Genomic DNA, 21,603 nt, shown 5'->3' on the forward strand with positions numbered 1-21,603 from the left:
CCCCGCCAGACTGGCGGGGCCTTTTTTCTGACGCCCTTTTGCCGGACATTGCGCCATGACCACCACAAACCCGAATTTCACTGATGCAGAATATGAGGGGCGCATCACGCGCACCCGCGCCGAGATGGAAAAGCGCGGCATTGACCTGCTGATCATCTCGGACCCGTCCAATATGAACTGGATCTCTGGCTATGATGGCTGGTCCTTCTATGTGCATCAGGCTGTCTTGCTGCCCTTGGAGGGCGAGCCGGTCTGGTGGGGGCGCGGCATTGACGAGGCGGGCGCAAAGCGCACTGTCTTCATGCGCCGTTCCGAGAGCATTGTGCCCTATGATGACAGCTATGTTCAAAACCCCCAGAAACACACGATGGAAGCGCTGGCCGCGCTGATTATTGACCGCGGCTGGAACACCGGCTGGATCGGTGTGGAGATGGACAATTACTATTACTCTGCCGCCGCGCACCAGACCCTTGTGAACCATCTGCACGAAGCAAGGTTCGAGGATGCGACAGGCATGGTCAACTGGCAACGCCTGATCAAATCGGAATCCGAACTGCTATATATGCGCCGTGCCGCGCGGATCGTGGAACGGATGCACCGCGTCATTCTGGAAGTGGCGGAACCGGGCATGGCCAAGAACCTGCTGGTGGCCGAAATTGCCAAGGCCGGGATCGAGGGGGCCGACGGGCAATGGGGCGACTACCCCGCAATTGTGCCCATGGCGCCCTCTGGTCTGGATGCAACTGCTGCGCATCTGACATGGGATGACCGGCCCATGCGCGCGGGCGAGGCCACATTTTTCGAGATTGCAGGCGTACATCGCCGCTATCACTGCCCCCAATCGCGCACATTGTTTTTCGGCTCGGTTCCAGACCTGTATCGCCATGCCGAAGAAGCCGTGTTGGAAGCGACCGAAGCGGGGCTGGCGCAATGCTACCCCGGCGCGCGGGCCGAAGATGTGGCCAACAGCTTCAATGCGACCCTGAACAAGCGCGGGTTCGAGAAGGACAACCGCTGCGGCTATTCCATCGGGCTAAGCTATCCGCCCGACTGGGGCGAGCGCACCTTGTCACTGCGGCGCGGCGACATGACAGAGTTGAAACCGGGCATGGTGATCCATTTCATGCCCGCGCTTTGGCTGGAAGATGGCGGGCTGGAGATTACAGAGCCGGTGCTGATCACCGAACAGGGACCAGAGCCGCTCTGCACCACACCGCGCGAGATATTTGTGAAATGAAAAAGGGGGCGCCCTGCGGGCGGGGCGGGCCAAGGCCCACCCCGCCCGCAGGGCAGATTTGGGCCACGCGCAGCGTGGCCCGGGGCTGGGTGTTCGCGCATCTCGTCATAGCAAGGGGTGTAAGCGTGGCCGGTGGTTTTTGAGTATTTTTAGCAAGAAAATGAGAAGCTGGGGGGAGGCGCAATCTGGCGCGATTGTCTGCGCGGGAGTGGCGCGCTAGGGTGTATCCATGAGCAAGATCGTCAACCTGAGAATTGTCAGAAAGCAGGAAGCGCGCGCGGATAAGCGCCGCGCGGCACAGGCGCAGGCCGCGCTGCACGGGCGCAACAAGGCAGAGCGGGCGCGCGATGCGCAGGATGCCGAGAAATTGCGCAGCCATCTGGACAATCACAGGCGCGAGCCATGAGCGCGCGCCCTGTCAAGCATTCGCTGACATTGCGCGGGCACCGGACATCGGTTTCGCTGGAGGACCTGTTCTGGCGCGAATTTCGCAAGATTGCAGAGGCGCGCGACCAGCCGCTCAACCAGCTTGCCGCTGAGATTGATGCAGCGCGCGGCGATATTGGGCTGGCCTCTGCAATCCGGGTATTTGTGCTGCAAGACGCGCTGGGCCGAAAGAGCGGCTGACGCTATTGCCCCCGTGTTCAGATTATGGCCAGACGTTCGGCCTGAACACGGTCAGGAAAGCTGCGGTAAAGGCCCACTTCAAACCGGTCGATCATGCCATGCATCTGGTCATAGGCACGTGCGGCCGCGTCATCCTGCCCGCCAAGATGGGCAAAGGCCAGATCCAGCTGTGCAAGATCGCGCATATCGACTGTCAGCAGGAAATCCCCGAAGCCCGGCCCTGCAAGATGCAGCTTGCGGCGTTGCAAATGCCAGCTGTCGATCTTGCCCGCATCTTTCAACGCGCCGAACCAATGCTGCACGGCATGCGCGAAGGCCAGCGCATTGGCATTGGGTTTGAGATCGATCATACAGTGATAGCTTGTCATATAGCCCCCCCGGAATGGTGATGGGGCAATCTGGCATAGAAAGCTTGCTTATTCCTTTACGCGCGCGGCAAAGACCGCGTCGCGCTGCGCGTGATGGAAGGATTGCGCAAGCTCTGGCGACGGGTTGGCGGGACACAGGCCCAAGCTATGCGCCTTGTCATAGAAACCGCGCGCGGGCAGCCCGCCTGCCGCCTTGCCCACCACCAGCGCTGCGCGCAAAGGGCGGCCAAGGGCGGCATCTTCTTCCATCAACGACTCCAGCAGGGATGTCAGACGTGCGATGCGCCCTGCCCCTTCTAACCCGATCAGGGCTGCAAGCGCACCATAAGTGATGGTTTGGCGCGCCTGTGCCAGGTCTGTCAGCGCGGCCACCAGCCGCGCCTTGTCTTGTGTCATTCGCCCGCGCCGGGCGTGCTGTCAGTTTCGACGGTATCTTCATCGCCAGTCTCGGCGATGCGGGCCACCGAGACGACCTGTTCGCCATTCGAGGTGTTGAACACCTTGACCCCACCTGCCGAGCGCGAGCGGAAAGAGATCCCTTCAACCGGCACGCGGATCGACTGGCCCTTGGACGTGGCGAGCATGATCTGGTCCGACATCTCGACAGGGAAGCAGGCAACCAGCGCGCCGCCGCGCATCGCGCGGTCCATCGCCGCCACACCCATGCCGCCGCGCCCGCGCACAGGGTAGTTGTGGCTGGACGACAATTTGCCTGTGCCTGCCACTGTGATTGTGAGGATCAGATCCTCGCATGCCGACATTTCGGCATAGCGCTCGGGTGACAGCGCGCCTTCGGCTGCGTCTTCTTCGTCTTCGCCGTCATCCTCGGTCACACCGGCCATGGCGCGGCGCATCTTGAGATAGGTGGCGCGTTCTTCCGGTGTTGCCTCAAAATGGCGGATCACGGCCATGGACACAACACTGTCGCCCTCGCCCAGACGCACGCCGCGCACACCCGTGGAATCGCGGCCCTTGAAGACACGCACATCAGTGGTGCGGAAGCGGATCGCGCGGCCAGAGGCGGTGACCAGCATCACATCATCGTCTTCGTCGCAGATGCGCGCATTCACAAGGCTGACATTTTCGGGCAGCTTCATCGCAATTTTGCCATTGCGCATGACATTCACGAAATCCGACAGCGCATTGCGCCGCACATCGCCCGCCGAGGTGGCAAAGACGATTTGCAGGTTTTCCCATTCTTCCTCTGGGCGTTCCACCGGCATAATGGCCGCGATGCTGACGCCAGTGGCAATGGGCAGGATATTGACCATCGCCTTGCCGCGCGCATTGCGCCCTGCCAGTGGCAGGCGCCAAGTTTTCAGCTTGTAGACCATGCCATCAGTGGTGAAGAACAACAGCTGCGTATGGGTATTGGCCACGAAAAGTTGGGTGACGACATCATCATCTTTGGTGGACATGCCCGACAGGCCCTTGCCGCCACGGCGCTGCGCGCGGAAATCGGCCAAGGGCGTGCGCTTGATATACCCGCCCGAGGTGATGGTGACGACCATATCTTCCCGCTCGATCAGGTCTTCATCGTCCATATCGCCGGCCCAATCGACGATCTCGGTGCGGCGCGGCACGGCGAACTGGTCGCGCACCTCGCGCAATTCATTCGAGATGATCTCCATCACCCGCACCCGAGAGCGCAGGATATCCAGATAATCCTTGATCTTGGCGGCCAGCGTTTCCAACTCGTCCGTAACTTCCTTGACGCCCATGGCGGTCAGGCGTTGCAGGCGCAGTTCCAGAATGGCGCGGGCCTGCACTTCGGACAGGTTATAGGTGCCGTCATCGTTCATTGTGTGGCTGGGGTCGTCGATCAGGCGGATATAGGGCGCGATATCCATCGCGGGCCAGCGCCGTGTCATCAGTTTCTCGCGCGCCTCTGCCGGGTCGGCGGAGGCGCGGATTGTGGCGACAACTTCATCCACATTCGAGACGGCCACAGCCAGCCCGCACAGAACATGGCTGCGCTCGCGTGCCTTGTTCAATTCAAACGCGGTGCGGCGGGTGACCACCTCTTCGCGGAAGGTGACAAAGGCTGTCAGGAAATCGCGCAGGGCCAGTTGTTCAGGCCGCCCCCCATTCAGCGCCAGCATGTTGCAGCCGAAGCTGGTTTGCATCGGCGTGAAGCGGAACAACTGGTTCAGCACCACATCAGGGGTGGCGTCGCGCTTCAACTCGACCACGACGCGCACACCTGTGCGGTCGGATTCGTCGGCGACCGAAGAAATCCCCTCAATGCGTTTTTCGCGCACGGCATCGGCGATTTTCTCGACCATGGTCGATTTGTTCACCTGATAGGGGATTTCATCGATGATAATGGCAAAGCGGTCCTTGCGCACTTCCTCGATATGGGTTTTCGAGCGGATGATGACAGAGCCGCGCCCTTCCAGATAAGCCTTGCGCGCGCCAGAGCGGCCAAGGATCAGCCCGCCAGTGGGGAAATCGGGCGCAGGCACATAGGCCATCAACTCTTCCGAGGTCAGATCGGGGTTTTCGATCAGCGCAAGGGTCGCATCGGCCACTTCGCCAAGGTTATGGGGCGGGATGTTGGTGGCCATGCCGACCGCAATACCGCCTGCCCCATTGACCAGCATATTGGGAAAGCGCGCGGGCAGAACGGTGGGTTCCTTGTCGCGGCCATCGTAATTGTCCTGGAAATTGACTGTATCCTTGTCGATATCGGCCAGTAGTGCGGCGGCGGCCTTATCCATACGCACTTCGGTATAGCGCATCGCGGCGGCGTTATCGCCATCCATCGAGCCGAAATTGCCCTGCCCGTCCAGCAGTTTGAGCGACATGGAAAACGGCTGGGCCATCCGCACCAGCGCGTCATAAATGGCGCTATCGCCATGGGGATGGTATTTGCCCATGACATCGCCCACGGCGCGCGCGGATTTGCGGTAGGGCTTGTCGTGGGTGTTTCCCGCCTCATACATCGCGTATAAAATACGCCGGTGCACAGGTTTTAATCCATCGCGCAAATCAGGGATCGCGCGGCTGACGATCACGCTCATCGCGTAATCGAGATAGGAGGCGCGCATTTCCTGTGTAATCGAAATCGTTGGCCCGGATGGGCTTGATGGTGGAATTTCATCCATGTTTTCAGGGGTTTCCGGACTGTCGCTCACCTGGACCTCATGTCTTTTCACACCACTCTAGATATGGTTGGGGGCACTTTATCAGAACCATGATAACGGGTGCAATGGCCGTGCCAACAATCATTTGGCAGCCACCCCACTCAGGTGCCAACAGCATGTTTTAATTGAAAATTATCTTCTCTCTGGCATGATTTCCGTATCGACAGAAACAAGAGGTGCCATATGGACAAACATCCCGTAGAATTGATGCTGAAAGGGTATGGGCTGACCACCGCTGAAATGATCTACCGCATGCCCGACCATATTCATGTTCTCAATACATTTGTCTGGCAGGATTACGACCTTGCGCCGGACTATCCGCGCCTGTTTGAATTCATCGAATTCTGGCATGACAGTATCGAAGGGCCGTTGCATTCGGTGCGCTTCACCCACCGCAAACAGCTTGCTGCGGGCGAGTGGCGCAATGTTGTGGGCGAGTTTGAGGTGGGCAAATTCGACAAGCGCAGCATGCGGCTGCATTAGGGTTCGCTGCCAGCCACCAGATGCAAGATGGCCGCTTGGAGGGCTTTTCAGACAGTGGCGAAGTGGATCAGCCCGCGCAGCGTCGGGCCGTGGTGCGGCGATCCTCGCGCCCTGCTACAGCACTTTATGCTGACAAAATCCGAAAAAGATCAAGGCTTTGCACATAGCCAAGCCAAATCGCCGTGCCGGGGGACGGCCCGGCGATGCGCGGCGGCGCTACGCGCCTTGACTCCGCGCGAACCGCTGAAGTGTGCCGCATCACTGCCACCAATGACGGGACATTGCCTCGCAGACTGCGACAAGATTTTCCAAACTACCCCTTCAGGCGCAGGCTGAGCAACCATAGCGCGGCAATGCCGAAAGAGGCGACCGCGTTCCAGCTGGCCATGGACAGGCCCAGCATTTCCCAAGGCACCTCGTCGCAGCGCACGACAGGCGCGGACATGATCTGCGCCAGCAATTGCTCTGGGCTGAGCGCAGACAGATCGCCCCCCGCGCTGCAAGTCGCAGGGCCGGGCCACCAGCCCCGCTCTACCCCTGTGTGATAGACGCCAATCCCACCCGAAACCGCAGCGCCGCCTGCGCCAATCAGGGGCCAGATTGCGCCCGGCAAGACCAGCGCCACCGCCCCCCCAAAGGCCACGACATGCGGCCAGCGCTGCCACATGCATAGCGGGCAGGGGGCCATGCCCCCGATATACTGAAACGCCAGCGCCCCCAGCAGCAACCCGGCAGAGCCGAGCAGCGCCAAAACCTGTGCCTGCTGTCGCATCACAAATACCTCACCACGACAAACCCGCCCAGAAGCAACGCCATGAAGACGCTGAACACAAGCCCCAAACGGCGCTCGATGAAATCACGAATAGGTGCGCCAAAGCGGCGCAACAGGGCCGCAACAATGAAAAACCGCAGCCCCCGCGCCACGATCGAGGCCAGCATGAACACCGGCAGCGACAGCGCTGTGGCGCCAGACAAGATCGTGATTACCTTATACGGAAACGGGGTTACGCCCGCGATCAGCACCGCCCATGCGCCCCATTCATTATAGCGGGCCTGAAATTCGGCAAAATAGGCGTCCTTGCCGTAGAATTCCAGCACAGGGCGGCCCAATGTCTCGAACGCGCCATAGCCGATCCAGTATCCGGCCAACCCACCTGCGACCGAGGCCACAGTTGCCACACCCGCAATCACAAAGGCACGCGACGGGCGCGCCACGATCATGGCGATCATCAACACATCGGGGGGGATTGGAAAAACAGAGCTTTCGATGAATGCCACAACCGCCAGGCCCCAGAGGGCGTATTTGTGGCGCGCAAGCGACAGGGTCCAGTCATATAAGGAACGCAACACGCCAGATCATCCAATCCAAATCAAAAATATTTTTCGCAAATACTGCCGATGGGTTACGCCACAGGCAGGCGCACCCCGATCACCTCTAGGCCCCAACGGACCAACTCGCCCAACACCTCGTCTGACGCGGCATTGAAGCCCTGGACAATATCCAGCGTCTCGGTCGAGGCGGCAGGGGCCAGCGCCTGAAAACTGCGCCGCGCCAAGACGCTTGCATCCGCTTCGCGCACCATGCGCGCCGTCAACCGGATGCGCGCAAGGGCCGAGGTGCCATCTGCAGATAATTCGGCCTGAAAATCCGTGATCTCGGAAATCAGGGCAAAATCGCCTGTCCCGCCCAAGGGTCTGCGCCCGACATAGGACAGCGCGCCCGTGTCTTCAAACGCGCGCAGCATGACAGTCTGGAACATCAGCGGGGCTTCATCCGACCAGCGCGCCCCCGGAAGATACAACGATTGCACGGCATTGGGTTTGATCAGAATGCGGTCGGTTTGCAGCGCCCCCGAAGCGGTCGGCGCCTCGATACTCAGCGCGCGCGACAACATGCGCCCCGCTTGCGGCAGTACGGGCGCGCGCAGTTCATAGGCGTCCAGCGGCGTGGCCGCATCGCCCAGCGCCGATAGCGCGCCACATCCTGACAGCAGGCTAAGCGCCCCTGCCCCGGTTACGAAATTGCGTCGTGTTAGTGTCATCTTCTGAACTCCGGCGTCTGGCGGTTAAGCAAGAACCGCGCAGGATCGCGTTCGATCTGGCGGGTCAAGCGGTCAAGATTGGTGATAAGCCCGCGCGTCTCGCGGGCAAGCTGGGTGATATTGGGCAGGCCAGAGGTGGTAAAGTCGCGCACAGGCCCAGAGCTTTCGCGCACCATGCGCCCCAGATCGTCAAAGGCGCGGGCCGCAGATTCAGCCGTGCGGCGCAGATCGGCCGTCACTTCGGGAATATCATCCGAGACAGCATCGACCGCGCGCCCCAACCGGCCCAGCACATCGCGCAGATCTTCGGTGATCAGGCTGATATCCTCATTGATCACCCTATCCGCGCCAATAAACGCGCGCTCTGCCGCCTGAATGGCCCCTTCACTGGTGGCCAGCGCGCGGTTGATCGCCCCCAGCGTGGCATTCGCATTGGCAAATGTCTCGGTCACCTGATCGAGCGTGCGCAAACCACCGGCGCTTAGCTCATCGATCCGGCCTGACACCTGCGCCAGATCTTCGCCAACTGTGTTGACCACCTGCCGAATATCGCCCGTTGCCGCGCGCACATCGGCCATGATCACAGGCAGGTCATTTTCGGCCACTGTCGCCACCGAAGCGGCGGCATCGCGGGCAAGCTGCACCATCTCGCGCGCTTCGGCCACAAGCGCAGCCCCATCGCCCGAGACAAGCGTATCGACATTCGCGGCCATCCGCTCGACCGTTTCGAAGGTGGTATCGGCGCGGGCAAGAAGCGGCTCCAGCCGTGCAAGGGCGGGGTCAAGCGCTTCGATGCGCTGGGTTGCGGCCATGCCTGTGCGGCTGATTTCGCCGAACATGGTCTGCGCCTCGCGCGAGAAGGCCTCGATCTCGCGCCCGACAAGATCGGCCGCGCGGCGCAGGTCGGTTACCATCGCGTCAAGATCATCTTCGACAAAGGCTTCGACAGACAGAAGCGTTGTTGTTCCCGTCTCGAATGTTATGCGCGATTCTGTTGCCAGCAGTGCAAATTCATCAATGGCGAATTGCAGGCTTTCAACAGTTTTCTCTGCCTGCAACAGGATCGGGGTCAGGTTGTCGCTGAATTCTGCGAATGTGGCCGTCGCCTCGGCAATCGTGTCGGTGAAGCCAGAGAAATTGTCCAGCGCGCGCGACAAATCGCCGGTCGAGCTTTCGACATTGTCCAGAATGCTGGTGACCTTGCGCTGGTTTTCTTCGCCCACCAAACGGTTCACCTGCTCCAGCACCTGCAAGGTTTCATTCAGCAGGCGCGGCGCGCCTTCGGTCAAGGACTGGATGGTAGAGCGTCCCGCCTCCAGTTCCGGCACATCGGTGCGGTCATTTATCAGCGGGGCCGCCTGCGTGCCGGTCGAGATGGCGACAAAAGACACACCTGTTATGCCAGAACTGTCAACGGTCGCCACGGAATCGGCGCGAACAGGGGTGTCGCGGTCCACTTCAAGCCGGACAACGACCATGCCATCCCCATCGGGCGACAGGCGCACATCGACCACTTGCCCCACCAGCAAGCCCGCAAAACGCACATCTGCCGCGCGCGACAGCCCCGACACCGCGTCAAAGCGCACCTCGTAATAGGCGAACTGACGGTCAAGCTGGAATTTTCCAAAGGCAAGGAAAAAGCCCAGCACACCCAAAAACCCCAGCAGGGCAAAGACGCCGATCAGCACATAATTGGCCCGAGTCTCCATGCCTCAGCCTGTCCTTTCCTGTGTTTCAACAGCCGCGCGCGCACGCGGGCCATGGAAATATTCATGCACCCAAGGGTGTTCGATGGTCAGCATATCAGCCATGGTGCCAGTATACAGCACCCGTTTTTCCGCCAAAACCGCAATGCGGTCACATGTCGCGTGTAGTGTGTCCAGATCATGCGTGACCAGAAACACAGTCAGCCCCAGCGTTTCCGATAGCGCGCGGATCAGTTCATCAAAAGCCGATGCGCCAATCGGGTCCAGCCCCGCTGTCGGTTCATCCAGAAACACGATTTCAGGGTCCAGCGCCAAGGCGCGGGCAAGGCCCGCGCGCTTGCGCATGCCGCCCGACAGCTCTGACGGGTATTTGTCGCCCGCGGCATAGGGCAGGCCCGACATGGAGATTTTCAGATCGGCCAATTCGCGCCGCATTCCGGCATCCAAGCCCTGTAGGGTGCGCATGGGCACCTCGACATTCTCGCGCACAGTCAGGCTGGAAAACAGCGCGCCATCCTGAAACATGACCCCCATGCGCTGGTCAATCGCGCGGCGCTCTGCTTCCGAGCAGTTCAGCGCATCCTGCCCGAAAATCTCGATCCGCCCGCCCTGCGGCGGACGCAGGCCCGCAATGCAGCGCAGCAGCACGGATTTGCCGGTGCCCGATCCGCCCACCACGCCCACAACCTCGCCGCGATACACATCAAGGTCCAGATTGTCATGCACAACCGTCGCGCCAAACTGGTTGCGCAGCCCCCGCAAGGCTATGACCACATCGCGCGCCATCAGATCCCCATGATCGCAAAAAAGACGGAAAACAGCGCATCTGCCACGATGACCATAAAGATGGCGCGCACCACAGCCGCCGAGGTTTGCGCCCCAAGGCTTTCGGCATTGCCCCCCACCTGCATGCCCGCATGACAGCCGATAACGCCGATGATCATCGCAAAAACAGGGGCTTTCACAAAACCCACCAGAACATGATCCACGCTGGTATCTTCCAGCAGGCGCGTCATGAACATGCCCGGAGAGATGCCCAACTCGATCCACGCCATCATGGCCCCGCCGAACAGGCCCATGACATTGGCAATTGCGCCCAGAATGGGCAGCGTGATCAGCAAGGCCAGAATGCGCGGCACAAACAGGGCCGTTGCAGGGTCAATCGCCAGCGTGCGCATCGCGTCAATTTCTTCGCGCATCTTCATGGAACCGATGGCAGCGGTAAAGCTGGAGGCCGTGCGCCCTGCCACAATAATCGCGGTCAGCAAAATACCAAGCTCGCGCAGGATCGAGATGGCAATCAGATCGACCACAAAAATCTCGGCCCCGAACTGGCGCAACTGCACCGAGCCTTGAAAGGCCAGCACAACCCCGATCAAAAAGCCCATCAGCGCCACAATGGGCACGGCTTTCCACCCGACCTGATCGCAATGATGCACCAGCGCGGTCAGCCGGAATTCGGACGGGCGGCGCAGCAGATAGGCAAGCCGCGCCAGAAACAGCCCCAGCATGGCCACCAGTTCCACTAGGAACATGCCCGCGCCCGCAACCTTGCGGCCCAGCCCTTCCAGCACATCCGTGACACTGGCACGCGGTGCTTGCACGGCGTCCGGCTGTGGCATTGCCGCACCGACACGGTCGATCAGGGCCTGATGGTCTGCTTGCAGATTGCTAAAATCAAGCTGTGCGCCGCTGGCCGCAATTCGCGCGCGCAGCTTGTGCAACAGATAGGCCCCTGCCGTGTCAAGGTGGCCCAATTGCGCCATGTCCAGCTGCGTGTCGCCGACGCCTTCAAGCTGGCGCAGTTCGGCGGCCGCCTCTGACAGGTTGCGTATATGCAATGCCCCCGATATCGCCCAGCCCGCGCCATCGCGCGTGACCCGCACCGGCGCGGCAACCCGATCGCTGCGGGCGGAAATGTCAGGGTCGGCATGCGTGCTCAAGGCAACCTCGTTCCTTGCGTTGAAGGGCCAGCTATATCTGTTCCGGCGAAATCTTGCCAGTGCACTTGCTGTATTCCTGCGTGCGCGTTTTGCGTGTTGCCAAAACACTATGCACCTTGGCCTGAAACATAGCGCGCAGGCGCACCAAGCCAGCATTTTTTCGCGCCTTTGCCGTCGAGGTGGTGCCGCGCTGCGGCATGTCGCCCGATTGCCCCTGTGCAGGCTGCAGGCCAGCCCAAAACCCTGCATGCGCAAGCCGCCAAACAAGGCTTGACTTGCAGCTTGCCCGCCGTATCTTAGAATTATTCTAAAAAGGTATGACATGTCAGACCCAACCGTTCTTCTTGTTCTTGTCGCCGCCGCGATCACGGCCATTGCAACCGGCCTTGGGGCGCTGCCCCTTCTGGCGCTGCGCACGGTCACGCCGCGCGCGCTGGCCTATGGCAATGCGGTCGCCGCAGGGCTGATGCTGGCTGCGACCTTCTCGCTGGTGGTCGAGGGGTTCGCATTTTCAGGCCCGCGCACCATCCTTGGGTTGCTGCTGGGGCTTGGCGGGATCTGGCTGGCGAAGCTGTATTTCGACGGAAAAGAAGGCGTCAGCATTGCCAATGCAAACGGGGCGGATGCGCTGAAAATCCTGCTGATCATGGGGGTTATGACAGTCCATTCCGCCGCCGAAGGCGTGGGCGTCGGGGTTGCCTATGGCAGCGGGCGCGAATTGGGGGATTTCATCACCATTGCGATTGCACTGCACAATGTCCCCGAAGGCCTGGCGATTGCGCTGGTCATGGTGCCGCGCGGGGCAAGCGTGGCCAAGGCCGCGTGGTGGTCGATCCTGTCTTCTGCGCCGCAGCCTTTGCTGGCGGTTCCGGCATTTCTGTTTGTGCTGGCTTTCGCGCCGGTCTTGCCTGTGGGGCTGGGGCTGGCGGCGGGCGCGATGTTGTGGATGATCTTCTCTGAATTGCTGCCCGAAGCCACCGAGGGGGTCGACAGTTCCAACCTTGGCGTCATCGTCACGCTGGCTTTCACCGCAATGATGGCTGTGACGCTGGTTTTGGGCTGATCAGTCATTGCCCTGCGCCCTATCCTGCCCCATATCTGGGTCATGTTGAAATTGACCCCCTTTCTGATCCTGCTGGCCTATGGGCTGTTCATGTACTGGTTCTCTGCATGGCGCACCAAGCAGGATCTGGACGCGAAATCATCGCCCCTTGCCGACGGGCGGTTGAAGAAACTGACCGACCGCATGGCAGAGGCGCTGGCGGTGGACCGAATCGTTGTGCATATCTACGAGGTCGAGCCGGTGAATGGGCTGGCAGCCCCCGACGGGCGCATTTTCATCACGCGCGGGTTTTACAACAAATACCGTCAGGGCGAAGTTTCTGCCGAAGAAATGGCCAGCGTGATTGCGCATGAGCTGGGCCATGTCGCCTTGGGCCACACGCGCAAGCGGATGATCGACTTTTCCGGCACGAACGCCATTCGCATGGCGCTGGCCACAGTGTTCAACCGCTTTATTCCGGGGCTTGGGGTGATTATTGCCAATTTCCTCACCACCCTGCTGATGGCGCGGCTGAGCCGCGATGACGAGTATGAAGCAGATGCCTATGCTTCGGCGCTGCTGGTCAAGGCGGGGATCGGGCTGGAGCCGCAGAAAAACCTGTTTCGCAAGCTGGAAAAGCTGGTCGGCATGGGCGGCGGCGCGCCGGCATGGCTGCTGAGCCACCCCAAATCGGAAGAGCGTATTCGCGCGATCGAAGAGAATGAAATCCGCTGGAAGCTGTCGCCCGAAAGCTGACCGGTGGCGAGGGGGCGCGGCCCTTGCCCCCATTGAGGGGGCTGCGGCCCGCTTCGGGACTTGCGCCCTCCGGTCGTGCCCGGATCACACCACAACCCCTGCCCCTTCGGTTGAATCGCCCACACGCGCGCGGAAGGCTGCGAATAATTCCCGCCCAATGCCAAATTCATTCGCACTGAGATCGGCCATAACGGGTGTGCGGCTGTCAAAATCGGCGGCTAACACATCTAAACGGCCTGAAACCGCATCCAGCCGCACCAGATCGCCATCGCGCAAACGGGCCAATGGCCCGCCCTTGGCGGCCTCTGGCGCGACATGGATGGCTGCGGGCACTTTGCCACTGGCCCCCGACATGCGCCCATCCGTCACCAGTGCCATTTTCAGCCCGCGATCCTGCAAGACCGACAGAATGGGTGTCAGTGAATGCAATTCGGGCATGCCATTGGCCGCAGGCCCCTGAAACCGCACAACAACGATTGTGTCTTCCGTGAACTCACCCGCCTGAAACGCGGTTTTGACGGCAATCTGGTCGTGAAATATCCGCGCGCGCGCCTCGATCACATGGCGGGCGGGGTCCACGGCGGATACTTTGATCACCCCTTGCCCCAGATTGCCCGAAAGCTGCTTTAACCCGCCAGAGGGTTGAAACGCCGATGTGATCGGGCGCAGGATGCGGTCATTCAGGGTTTCGCCCGCGCCGTCTTCCCAGACCAGCGCACCATCGCGCAGCTTGGGTTCTTGAGCATAGCGCTTCAGCCCGTCACCGGCGATGGTGCTGACATCGTCATGCAACAAACCCGCCTCCAGCAATTCGCCGATCATGAAGCCAAGCCCGCCTGCGGCGTGAAAATGGTTCACATCCGCCAGACCATTGGGATAGACCTTGGCCATCAGCGGCACGGCCTCGGATATCTCGGCGAAATCCTCCAATGCCAGTTCGATCCCGGCAGCGCGCGCCATCGCGGGCAGATGCAGCACAAGATTGGTGGACCCGCCGGTTGCCATAAGCCCGACCATGCCATTCACAAAGGCACGTTCATCCAGCACCTGCCCTGCGGGCCGGTAGTCATTGCCCAAAGCCGTGATCGCCAGCGCGCGTTCGGTCGCGGCCACGGTCAGCGCTTCGCGCAAGGGCGTGCCGGGATTGACGAAACTGGTGCCGGGCATATGCAGGCCCATGAATTCCATCAGCATCTGGTTGGTGTTGGCGGTGCCGTAGAACGTGCAGGTGCCGGGGCCGTGATAGCTGTCCATCTCGGCTTTCATCAACTCCTCGCGGCCGATTTCGCCTTGGGCAAAACGCTGGCGCACTTTGGATTTCTCGTCATTGGGCAGGCCGCTGGTCATGGGGCCTGCGGGGATGAAGACCGAAGGCACATGCCCGAAAGTGGCCGCAGCAATGATCAACCCCGGTACGATCTTGTCACAGACCCCCAGCCAGACCGCCGCATCAAAACAGTTATGCGACATTGCCACGCCCGCCGAGAGGGCGATCACATCGCGCGAGAATAAAGACAGCTCCATCCCCGGCTGGCCTTGGGTTACCCCGTCACACATCGCAGGCACGCCGCCTGCAACTTGGGCGGTGCCACCTGCGGCACGCGCGGCACGGCGGATAATCTCGGGGTAGTGTTCAAACGGCTGATGCGCAGAGAGCATGTCATTATAGGCGGTGACAATGCCCAGATTGGGCGCGCGCCCTTCGGCCAGTGCGGATTTGTCCGCCGCCATCGCAGCATAGGCATGGGCCTGATTGCCACAACTAAGATGCGCGCGCGCAGGCCCTGCATCGGCGGCCGCGCGCATCCGGTCAAGATAGGCGCCCCGGCGCGCTGCCGAACGCGCACGGATTCGCTGCGTGACAGCTTCAATTCTGGGGTTCAAAGGCATGACTGGCTCCTCCATCGCTGGGGCTGAAAACTACTCTTGAAGGGCATATAAGCAGTTAGCGCTAACAATACAATCTCTCTCCAGCCATGCAAAAACCGCATGACGGACCTTCGGAATTGGCCATGGCGATGCTGCATTGCAGCACCTATCTGCATGTCAGGAAGAAAATGAAAGATAAACCAATGTTTGACCTGACAAAAACCGAACCCGTCGTTGTAGACATCCTGCAAATCGAAGCCGAGGCGCGTCGGATGCGCGCTGAAATCATCGCACAGGGGCTGTCTGCCTTTGGGCAAAAAATTGCTCGTCTGCTGACAAGCACCTTCGGGGCCACTGCCCGCAGCTGATGCGGCAAGGGGCAGGGTTTCCAAACCGCTGCGACTGGCATATGGCACAGTGAAACGCTGTCAAGGATTGCCAACATGCCCGACTACCCCACGATTCGCCTCAAACCCAAGGCCGAAGCCCGCGCGATCCGCCACGGCTTCCCTTGGGTTTTTGCAAATGAAGTGGTGACCGACCGGCGCACCCGCACATTGAGTGCAGGCAGCTTTGCCGTGTTGGAAGATGCAGAACGCCGCCCCATGGGGCTGGTGACCGTCAACCCCGACTCCAAGATCATTGGCCGGATGATGGACCGCAACCCCGAAGCGGTGATCGATGGCGACTGGATCGCGGCCAAGCTGCGCATCGCGCTGGACCACCGCGCGCGCTTGCATGACACGCCCTATTACCGCCTGATCCATGCCGAGGCAGACGGCCTGCCCGGTGTTGTCATTGACCGTTTCGGGCAGGCTGCTGTGATCCAGCCCAATGCCGCATGGGCAGAGGCGCATATTACAACGCTGGCTGATGCGTTGCAGGCGGTGACGGGTGTTACCTGCATCGTCAAGAACGGCTCTGGCCGCTCGCGCAGCCTTGAAGGGTTGAGCGAAGACACGGCAGTTCTGCGCGGCACGCTGGATGGGCCGGTGCAAGTGCCGATGAATGGCGCAACCTATATGGCCGATCTTCTGGGCGGGCAGAAAACAGGGCTGTTTTTCGACCAGCGCCCCAACCATGCCTTTGCGGCAACACTGGCCAGGGGCGCACGGGTGCTGGATGTGTTCAGCCATGTGGGCGGGTTTTCGCTGGCCGCACTCGCGGCGGGGGCAACCCATGCGCTGGGGGTCGACAGCTCTGCCCCGGCGTTGGAGCTGGCTGCCCGCGGGGCGCAGGCCTCGAACCTGGGCGCGAAGTTTGAAACCCGTCAGGGCGATGCCTTTGCCGTGATGGAAGCGCTGGCGGCAGAGAATGCGCAATTCGACCTTGTCATCTGTGACCCGCCCGCCTTCGCGCCCAACAAGCAGGCCCTTGATGCGGGCCTTCGCGCCTATGAGCGGGTGGCAAAACTGGCCGCGCCGCTGGTGGCACCGGGCGGGTATCTGGGGCTGTGTTCCTGCTCGCATGCTGCCGATCTGAGTTCGTTTCGCAACTCTTCGGCGCGCGGGATCGGGCGGGCGGGCCGCAAGGCCCAGATGATCCATACCGGTTTTGCAGGGCCGGACCATCCGCAACTGCCACAACTGGCTGAAAGCGGGTATCTCAAGGCCGTGTTCTTCCGCTTGAATTCATGAAGGTGGTGCTGGACGCCTGCGTTCTGTACCCCAGCGTCTTGCGCGAAATCGTGATGGGCGTGGCAGAACGCGGCGGGTTCCAGCCGCTATGGTCGGCGCGGATATTGGCCGAATGGCAACGCGCTGCCCAAAAGCTGGGCGATGCAGGCGCGCTGATCGCCAGCGGAGAGATTGCCCGCCTGCGCGCGCAATGGCCAGAGGCGGAAATCCCTGCCGATCTGGCGGTAGAGCACCGCCTGTGGCTGCCCGACCCTGCCGATGCGCATGTGCTGGCCACCGCCATTTGCGCGCAGGCCGACAGGATTATCACGCTGAACCTGAAGGACTTTCCCGCGCGGGCGGTTTCCGCGGAAGGCTTGCGCGCACAAAGCCCTGATGATTTCCTGATGGAACTGTGGTTGCACGCCCCCGAAACCGTGACCGAGGCAGTGCGCGAAGCCCAACGCGCGACCCAGGCCGCATCGGGCCGCGCACAGCCCCTGCGCCCGCTTTTGAAACGCGCGAAACTGCCGCGACTGGGCAAGGCGCTGGAACATGACGACCAGACTAATTCCCCCCCGCCCCTTGCGGCCCCCAAAGCGTAGCACTAAGATTCTATCAACAGATTTGAGATATCAACCGACCAGACAGGTCAGTAAAACGAAGGCAGGCACATGAAAGACCCGATTGACACATATATGAACCTTGTCCCCATGGTGGTCGAGCAGACCAGCCGCGGCGAACGGGCCTATGACATTTTCTCGCGCCTGCTGAAGGAGCGGATCATTTTCGTGACCGGCCCTGTGCATGACGGCATGGCCAGCCTGATCGTGGCGCAGCTTCTGCACCTTGAAGCCGACAATCCGTCGAAAGAGATTTCGATGTATATCAATTCGCCCGGCGGCGTGGTGACAAGCGGGCTGTCGATCTATGACACAATGCAATACATCAAGCCAAAGGTCTCGACGCTGGTTGTGGGCCAAGCGGCGTCCATGGGGTCTTTGCTGCTCTGTGCTGGCGAAAAGGGTATGCGCTTCTCGCTGCCAAATTCACGGATCATGGTGCACCAGCCATCCGGCGGGTTTCAGGGTCAGGCGACCGACATCTCGATCCATGCGCGCGAAATTCTGGAACTGAAAGAGCGGCTGAACAAGATCTATGTCAAACACACCGGCCAGACCCTGAAAAAGGTCGAAGACGCGTTGGAGCGGGACAATTTCATGACCGCCGAAATGGCCAAGGATTGGGGCTTGATTGACGATATTGTGACATCACGCGCTGAAACAGGCACCAGTTAAGGGCATACGGGCAGACCGCGCAGGGAAATGTCAAGAATCATGCAGTTTTGCATTGTCCCTGCTTCCGGTCTGACCTACCCTTGAGGAAATAAAGGCCGCCGGTACCCAAGTTGGACCTTGCTTGCCGAAGTCAAAGACCACAGAGGTTTGAAATGCCGACATCCGATTCCGACAGCAAGAATACCCTGTATTGCTCCTTCTGCGGCAAAAGCCAGCATGAGGTTCGCAAGCTGATTGCGGGGCCAACCGTGTTCATCTGCGATGAATGCGTCGAGCTGTGCATGGACATCATCCGCGAGGAAACCAAGTCCGGCGGCCTGAAATCCACCGACGGGGTGCCCACCCCGCGCGAGATTTGCGATGTGCTGGATGATTATGTCATCGGACAGGTGCAGGCAAAACGCGTGTTGTCGGTGGCTGTACACAACCATTACAAACGCCTGAACCATTCCGGCAAATCCGGCGAAGTGGAATTGTCGAAATCGAATATCCTGCTGATCGGCCCCACCGGCTGCGGCAAGACATTGCTGGCGCAAACCCTGGCGCGCATTCTTGATGTGCCATTCACCATGGCAGACGCCACCACCCTGACCGAAGCGGGCTATGTCGGCGAAGATGTCGAGAATATCATCCTGAAGCTGTTGCAGTCTTCGGAATACAATGTCGAACGCGCGCAGCGCGGCATCGTCTATATTGACGAGGTCGACAAGATCACCCGCAAATCCGACAACCCGTCGATCACCCGCGATGTCTCGGGCGAAGGGGTGCAGCAGGCATTGCTGAAGCTGATGGAAGGCACTGTTGCCAGTGTGCCCCCCCAAGGCGGGCGCAAGCATCCGCAGCAGGAATTCCTGCAAGTGGACACAACCAATATTCTGTTCATCTGCGGGGGCGCTTTCGCAGGGCTGGACCGGATTATCAATATGCGCGGCAAGGGTTCGGCCATCGGCTTTGGCGCGGATGTGAAGGATGAAAGCCAGAAAACCATCGGCGAATCCCTCAAGCAGCTAGAGCCTGAGGATTTGTTGAAATTCGGTCTTATCCCCGAATTTGTGGGCCGTTTGCCGGTTGTGGCAACGCTGATGGATCTGGATGAAGATGCCCTTGTCACCATCCTGACCGAACCCAAGAACGCACTGGTGCGCCAGTATCAGAAGCTGTTTGACATTGAAGGCGCTGATCTGACCTTCACCGAAGAAGCGCTGCGCGCGATTGCCAAGCGCGCGATTGCCCGCAAGACAGGCGCGCGCGGCTTGCGTTCAATCATGGAAGATATCTTGCTGGATACCATGTTTGATCTGCCGGGGCTGGAGAATGTCAGCGAAGTCGTGGTCAATGAAGAGGCGGTGAATTCCGAAGCCAAACCGCTTATCATCTATGCCGACCCCAAGAAAACTGCGGCCAGCGCGGGGTAAACCTGCGGCCAAAAGATGCATATGAAAGGGGGCCTAGGCCCCCTTTTTTCATGCACTTCGCCCACACTAAAATGAAAAAGGCGGGGTTGCCCCCGCCCTATCTGGTCAAAGCCGGTCAAATACCTACCCGCGAGAGCGCCGCCCACCGCGCCGCCCGCCTGTGCGCGCGCCTGCATCCATCGCCGCGCGCGAAGCTTCGGCGAAGCTGACACCGTCCTTGACCGCATCCAGCACCTTTGCCAGGCCGATCCAAGCGCCGCCATTGGGGTCGTGGTTCATCAACATATTGGCCGCGCGAATGGCCTCCATCTCGACCGAGCGCACAGGGTTCATGATTGCGCTGGTCATGCCCGCGCCAATCGCCATGGGCAAAAAGGCCGCATTCACGCCGTGCCGGTTGGGCAGGCCAAAGCTGATATTGGACGCCCCGCAAGTGGTGTTAACCCCCAATTCTTCACGCAGGCGGCGGACAAGCGCGAAAACCTGCTGCCCTGCACTCGACATTGCGCCAATCGGCATAACGAGCGGGTCCACCACTATGTCATGCGCGGGAATGCCGAAATCTGCCGCGCGCTCGACAATCTTCTTGGCGACGGCAAAGCGCACTTCCGGGTCTTCGGAAATGCCCGTGTCATCATTGGAGATGGCGACAACAGGCACATTGTATTTCTTGACCAGCGGCAGGATCGCTTCAAGCCGCTCTTCCTCGCCGGTGACAGAGTTTAGCAAGGGGCGGCCGTTGCATGCCTCCAGCCCCGCCTTCAGCGCCTCTGGCACCGAGGAATCGATGCAAAGCGGCACATCAACCAATGCCTGCACCCTTTCACACAAGGCGCGCATCAGGGGCGGTTCGACAAAGTTGTTATCGGCATAGCGCGGGTCTTCGGCCATCTTGTTCGAGAAGACGGCACCGGAATTGATATCCAGCACCATCGCACCGCAAGCGACCTGCTCCAACGCGTCACGCTCGACTGTCGAGAAATCCCCCATCTCCAACTCGGCGGCCAGCTTCTTGCGGCCTGTCGGGTTGATGCGTTCACCGATCACGCAAAACGGCTCGTCAAAGCCGATAATGACAGTCTTGGTAGCAGATTCAAGGACAGTGCGGGTCATAATCTCTCCAGTCGTTCAAGGTTGCACCGCAGGCTGGCTTGATGGGCCGCCATGGGCGATAGTCCAGTCTGTCGCGGCCTTGATCCCGCCCAGCGGGAAGAAGTGCAAGCGCTCTATAGCAAAATCGGGGTTGGCGGCCTTATGCGCGGCAAGGTCTGTCACCAGTTCTGACGGCTCGAAGGGCAGCAACAGTTTCGAGACATCTTTCGCGCGCTTTTGCAGCACTTTCAGCGAGGGGCCGACCCCGCAGGCAATGGCGAATTTGATCAGTGTTTGCAGCTTCGCAGGCCCAGCGACGCCCAGATGGACAGGCAGATCGATGCCATTTCTGCGCAAGCCCTGCGCCCAGTCGATAATCGGTTCGGCCTCGAACGCGAATTGGGTGACGATGGCCATCTCGATGCCCTTGGCGCGGGCGAAATCCTGTTTCCATCTCAGGGCATTAAGGATGATGTCATGGCCGCCATCCGGCGCAATGTCGCGGTTGCCTTCGGGGTGGCCTGCGACATGCAGGCGGCGGAAGCCGTCGAACAATCCTGTTTCCAGCAATTGCATGGAATTGTCGAACGCGCCCTTGGGGGTTGTCACACCGCCACCCAGCATCAGCGCCTCACGTATATCGGCCTCGCCCTGATAACGCGCGACCCAATCTGCCAGTTCTGCGCGGTTCGCAATGATGCGCGCGGGGAAATGGGGCATCGGCTCCATCCCTTGGGCGCGCAGGCGTGCTGCGGTGGCAACCATATCGGCAATCGGCGTGCCGTCGATATGCGCGATATAAACCCGCGTTCCGGCAGGCAGAACCGTGCGGAAATCGGCGATCTTTTCGGCAGTGCGTGGCATTACCTCGATCGAGTGGCCCTGCATCAGGGCCACAAGCTGGGCGTTATGCGGCGCGCTTGCAGGGGAAGTGCGGCGGAAGTTCAATAGCGACATGATACG

At 60.5% G+C, this 21,603-nt stretch carries 23 protein-coding genes; 11 read left to right on the forward strand and 12 right to left on the reverse strand.

The window, feature by feature from the left end:
* The first annotated feature begins 55 nt into the window (after positions 1 to 55).
* The 3 genes from BG455_RS14060 to BG455_RS14065 all read left to right on the forward strand — a co-directional run bounded on the left by BG455_RS14060 (position 56) and on the right by BG455_RS14065 (position 1,864).
* Positions 56 to 1,237, forward strand: coding sequence for a M24 family metallopeptidase (locus BG455_RS14060; RefSeq protein WP_071470648.1), 1,182 nt, complete (start codon positions 56 to 58; stop codon positions 1,235 to 1,237).
* A 229-nt stretch (positions 1,238 to 1,466) separates the two neighbouring features.
* Positions 1,467 to 1,643, forward strand: a complete 177-nt coding sequence (locus BG455_RS16980; protein ID WP_084386449.1) for a DUF4169 family protein — start codon at positions 1,467 to 1,469, stop codon at positions 1,641 to 1,643.
* The gene (locus tag BG455_RS14065; RefSeq protein ID WP_071470649.1) at positions 1,640 to 1,864 is read left to right on the forward strand and encodes a ribbon-helix-helix domain-containing protein; all 225 of its coding nucleotides are present in this window, start codon (positions 1,640 to 1,642) and stop codon (positions 1,862 to 1,864) included. The genes BG455_RS16980 and BG455_RS14065 overlap by 4 nt, the downstream gene beginning before the upstream one ends.
* Before the next feature lie 17 nt (positions 1,865 to 1,881).
* On the opposite strand, the gene BG455_RS14070 is transcribed toward BG455_RS14065, so the two are convergent.
* The 3 genes from BG455_RS14070 to gyrA are packed head-to-tail and all read right to left on the reverse strand — an operon-like array spanning position 1,882 to position 5,369.
* Positions 1,882 to 2,232, reverse strand: coding sequence for a DUF6614 family protein (locus tag BG455_RS14070; RefSeq protein WP_071470650.1), 351 nt, complete (start codon positions 2,230 to 2,232; stop codon positions 1,882 to 1,884).
* 48 nt (positions 2,233 to 2,280) lie between these two features.
* Entirely contained in the window at positions 2,281 to 2,628 is a 348-nt protein-coding gene (locus tag BG455_RS14075; RefSeq protein ID WP_071470651.1) for a hypothetical protein, read from the reverse strand.
* Positions 2,625 to 5,369, reverse strand: coding sequence for a DNA gyrase subunit A (gene gyrA / locus BG455_RS14080; RefSeq protein WP_177190890.1), 2,745 nt, complete (start codon positions 5,367 to 5,369; stop codon positions 2,625 to 2,627). Before gyrA ends, BG455_RS14075 begins: the two co-directional genes overlap by 4 nt.
* A gap of 192 nt (positions 5,370 to 5,561) precedes the next feature.
* Here gyrA and BG455_RS14085 point away from each other — a divergent pair, with 192 nt between their 5' ends.
* Positions 5,562 to 5,861: an usg protein gene (locus BG455_RS14085; protein ID WP_071470653.1), complete on the forward strand. Its 300-nt coding sequence runs from the start codon at positions 5,562 to 5,564 to the stop codon at positions 5,859 to 5,861.
* Positions 5,862 to 6,174: 313 nt separating this feature from the next.
* Here the strand turns inward: BG455_RS14085 and BG455_RS14090 are convergent, their stop codons facing one another.
* Genes BG455_RS14090 through BG455_RS14115 form a run of 6 tightly spaced genes read right to left on the reverse strand, consistent with a single transcriptional unit; the run spans position 6,175 to position 11,552 of the window.
* Positions 6,175 to 6,633, reverse strand: coding sequence for a disulfide bond formation protein B (locus BG455_RS14090; RefSeq protein ID WP_071470654.1), 459 nt, complete (start codon positions 6,631 to 6,633; stop codon positions 6,175 to 6,177).
* Complete coding sequence (locus BG455_RS14095; RefSeq protein ID WP_071470655.1) at positions 6,633 to 7,211, reverse strand: YqaA family protein; 579 nt, start codon at positions 7,209 to 7,211, stop codon at positions 6,633 to 6,635. Before BG455_RS14095 ends, BG455_RS14090 begins: the two co-directional genes overlap by 1 nt.
* 53 nt (positions 7,212 to 7,264) lie before the next feature.
* Positions 7,265 to 7,903, reverse strand: a complete 639-nt coding sequence (locus tag BG455_RS14100) for an ABC-type transport auxiliary lipoprotein family protein (RefSeq protein WP_071470656.1) — start codon at positions 7,901 to 7,903, stop codon at positions 7,265 to 7,267.
* A complete protein-coding gene (locus BG455_RS14105; RefSeq protein ID WP_071470657.1) occupies positions 7,900 to 9,612 on the reverse strand; it encodes an MlaD family protein in 1,713 nt (570 codons plus the stop codon). Before BG455_RS14105 ends, BG455_RS14100 begins: the two co-directional genes overlap by 4 nt.
* Positions 9,613 to 9,615: 3 nt before the next feature.
* Entirely contained in the window at positions 9,616 to 10,395 is a 780-nt protein-coding gene (locus tag BG455_RS14110) for an ABC transporter ATP-binding protein (RefSeq protein ID WP_071470658.1), read from the reverse strand.
* On the reverse strand, positions 10,395 to 11,552 hold the full coding sequence (locus tag BG455_RS14115; protein ID WP_281243923.1) for an ABC transporter permease: 1,158 nt from the start codon (positions 11,550 to 11,552) through the stop codon (positions 10,395 to 10,397). Before BG455_RS14115 ends, BG455_RS14110 begins: the two co-directional genes overlap by 1 nt.
* A gap of 322 nt (positions 11,553 to 11,874) precedes the next feature.
* Between BG455_RS14115 and BG455_RS14120 the strand changes: the two genes are divergently transcribed.
* Both BG455_RS14120 and BG455_RS14125 read left to right on the forward strand, forming a co-directional pair.
* Positions 11,875 to 12,615 (forward strand): ZIP family metal transporter, encoded by a 741-nt coding sequence (locus BG455_RS14120; protein ID WP_071470659.1) that lies wholly within the window; start codon positions 11,875 to 11,877, stop codon positions 12,613 to 12,615.
* Positions 12,616 to 12,657: 42 nt separating this feature from the next.
* Positions 12,658 to 13,350 carry a M48 family metallopeptidase gene (locus BG455_RS14125; protein WP_071470660.1) on the forward strand — a complete coding sequence of 231 codons (693 nt, stop codon included), beginning with the start codon at positions 12,658 to 12,660 and terminating at the stop codon, positions 13,348 to 13,350.
* A gap of 84 nt (positions 13,351 to 13,434) precedes the next feature.
* On the opposite strand, the gene edd is transcribed toward BG455_RS14125, so the two are convergent.
* Positions 13,435 to 15,240: a phosphogluconate dehydratase gene (gene edd / locus BG455_RS14130; protein ID WP_071470920.1), complete on the reverse strand. Its 1,806-nt coding sequence runs from the start codon at positions 15,238 to 15,240 to the stop codon at positions 13,435 to 13,437.
* Between the two features lie 122 nt (positions 15,241 to 15,362).
* On the opposite strand from edd, the gene BG455_RS14135 reads away from it, so the two are divergent.
* From BG455_RS14135 to clpX, 5 genes are all read left to right on the forward strand, one after another.
* A complete protein-coding gene (locus BG455_RS14135) occupies positions 15,363 to 15,587 on the forward strand; it encodes an RSP_7527 family protein (protein WP_071470661.1) in 225 nt (74 codons plus the stop codon).
* Positions 15,588 to 15,662: 75 nt separating this feature from the next.
* On the forward strand, positions 15,663 to 16,856 hold the full coding sequence (locus tag BG455_RS14140) for an RSP_2647 family RNA methyltransferase (RefSeq protein ID WP_071470662.1): 1,194 nt from the start codon (positions 15,663 to 15,665) through the stop codon (positions 16,854 to 16,856).
* A complete protein-coding gene (locus BG455_RS14145) occupies positions 16,853 to 17,440 on the forward strand; it encodes an RSP_2648 family PIN domain-containing protein (protein ID WP_071470663.1) in 588 nt (195 codons plus the stop codon). The genes BG455_RS14140 and BG455_RS14145 overlap by 4 nt, the downstream gene beginning before the upstream one ends.
* A 69-nt stretch (positions 17,441 to 17,509) precedes the next feature.
* Positions 17,510 to 18,133 carry an ATP-dependent Clp protease proteolytic subunit gene (locus BG455_RS14150; RefSeq protein WP_071470664.1) on the forward strand — a complete coding sequence of 208 codons (624 nt, stop codon included), beginning with the start codon at positions 17,510 to 17,512 and terminating at the stop codon, positions 18,131 to 18,133.
* 152 nt (positions 18,134 to 18,285) lie between these two features.
* Positions 18,286 to 19,548: an ATP-dependent Clp protease ATP-binding subunit ClpX gene (gene clpX, locus BG455_RS14155; RefSeq protein ID WP_071470665.1), complete on the forward strand. Its 1,263-nt coding sequence runs from the start codon at positions 18,286 to 18,288 to the stop codon at positions 19,546 to 19,548.
* A gap of 123 nt (positions 19,549 to 19,671) precedes the next feature.
* Here clpX and BG455_RS14160 read toward each other — a convergent pair whose 3' ends face one another.
* Together BG455_RS14160 and BG455_RS14165 are read right to left on the reverse strand one after the other, a co-directional pair.
* The gene (locus BG455_RS14160; RefSeq protein WP_071470666.1) at positions 19,672 to 20,661 is read right to left on the reverse strand and encodes a methyltetrahydrofolate cobalamin methyltransferase; all 990 of its coding nucleotides are present in this window, start codon (positions 20,659 to 20,661) and stop codon (positions 19,672 to 19,674) included.
* Positions 20,662 to 20,676: 15 nt separating this feature from the next.
* Complete coding sequence (locus tag BG455_RS14165) at positions 20,677 to 21,597, reverse strand: methylenetetrahydrofolate reductase (RefSeq protein ID WP_071470921.1); 921 nt, start codon at positions 21,595 to 21,597, stop codon at positions 20,677 to 20,679.
* Positions 21,598 to 21,603 lie beyond the last annotated feature (6 nt).

Source organism: Roseinatronobacter thiooxidans (assembly GCF_001870675.1).
Taxonomy (GTDB): domain Bacteria; phylum Pseudomonadota; class Alphaproteobacteria; order Rhodobacterales; family Rhodobacteraceae; genus Roseinatronobacter; species Roseinatronobacter thiooxidans.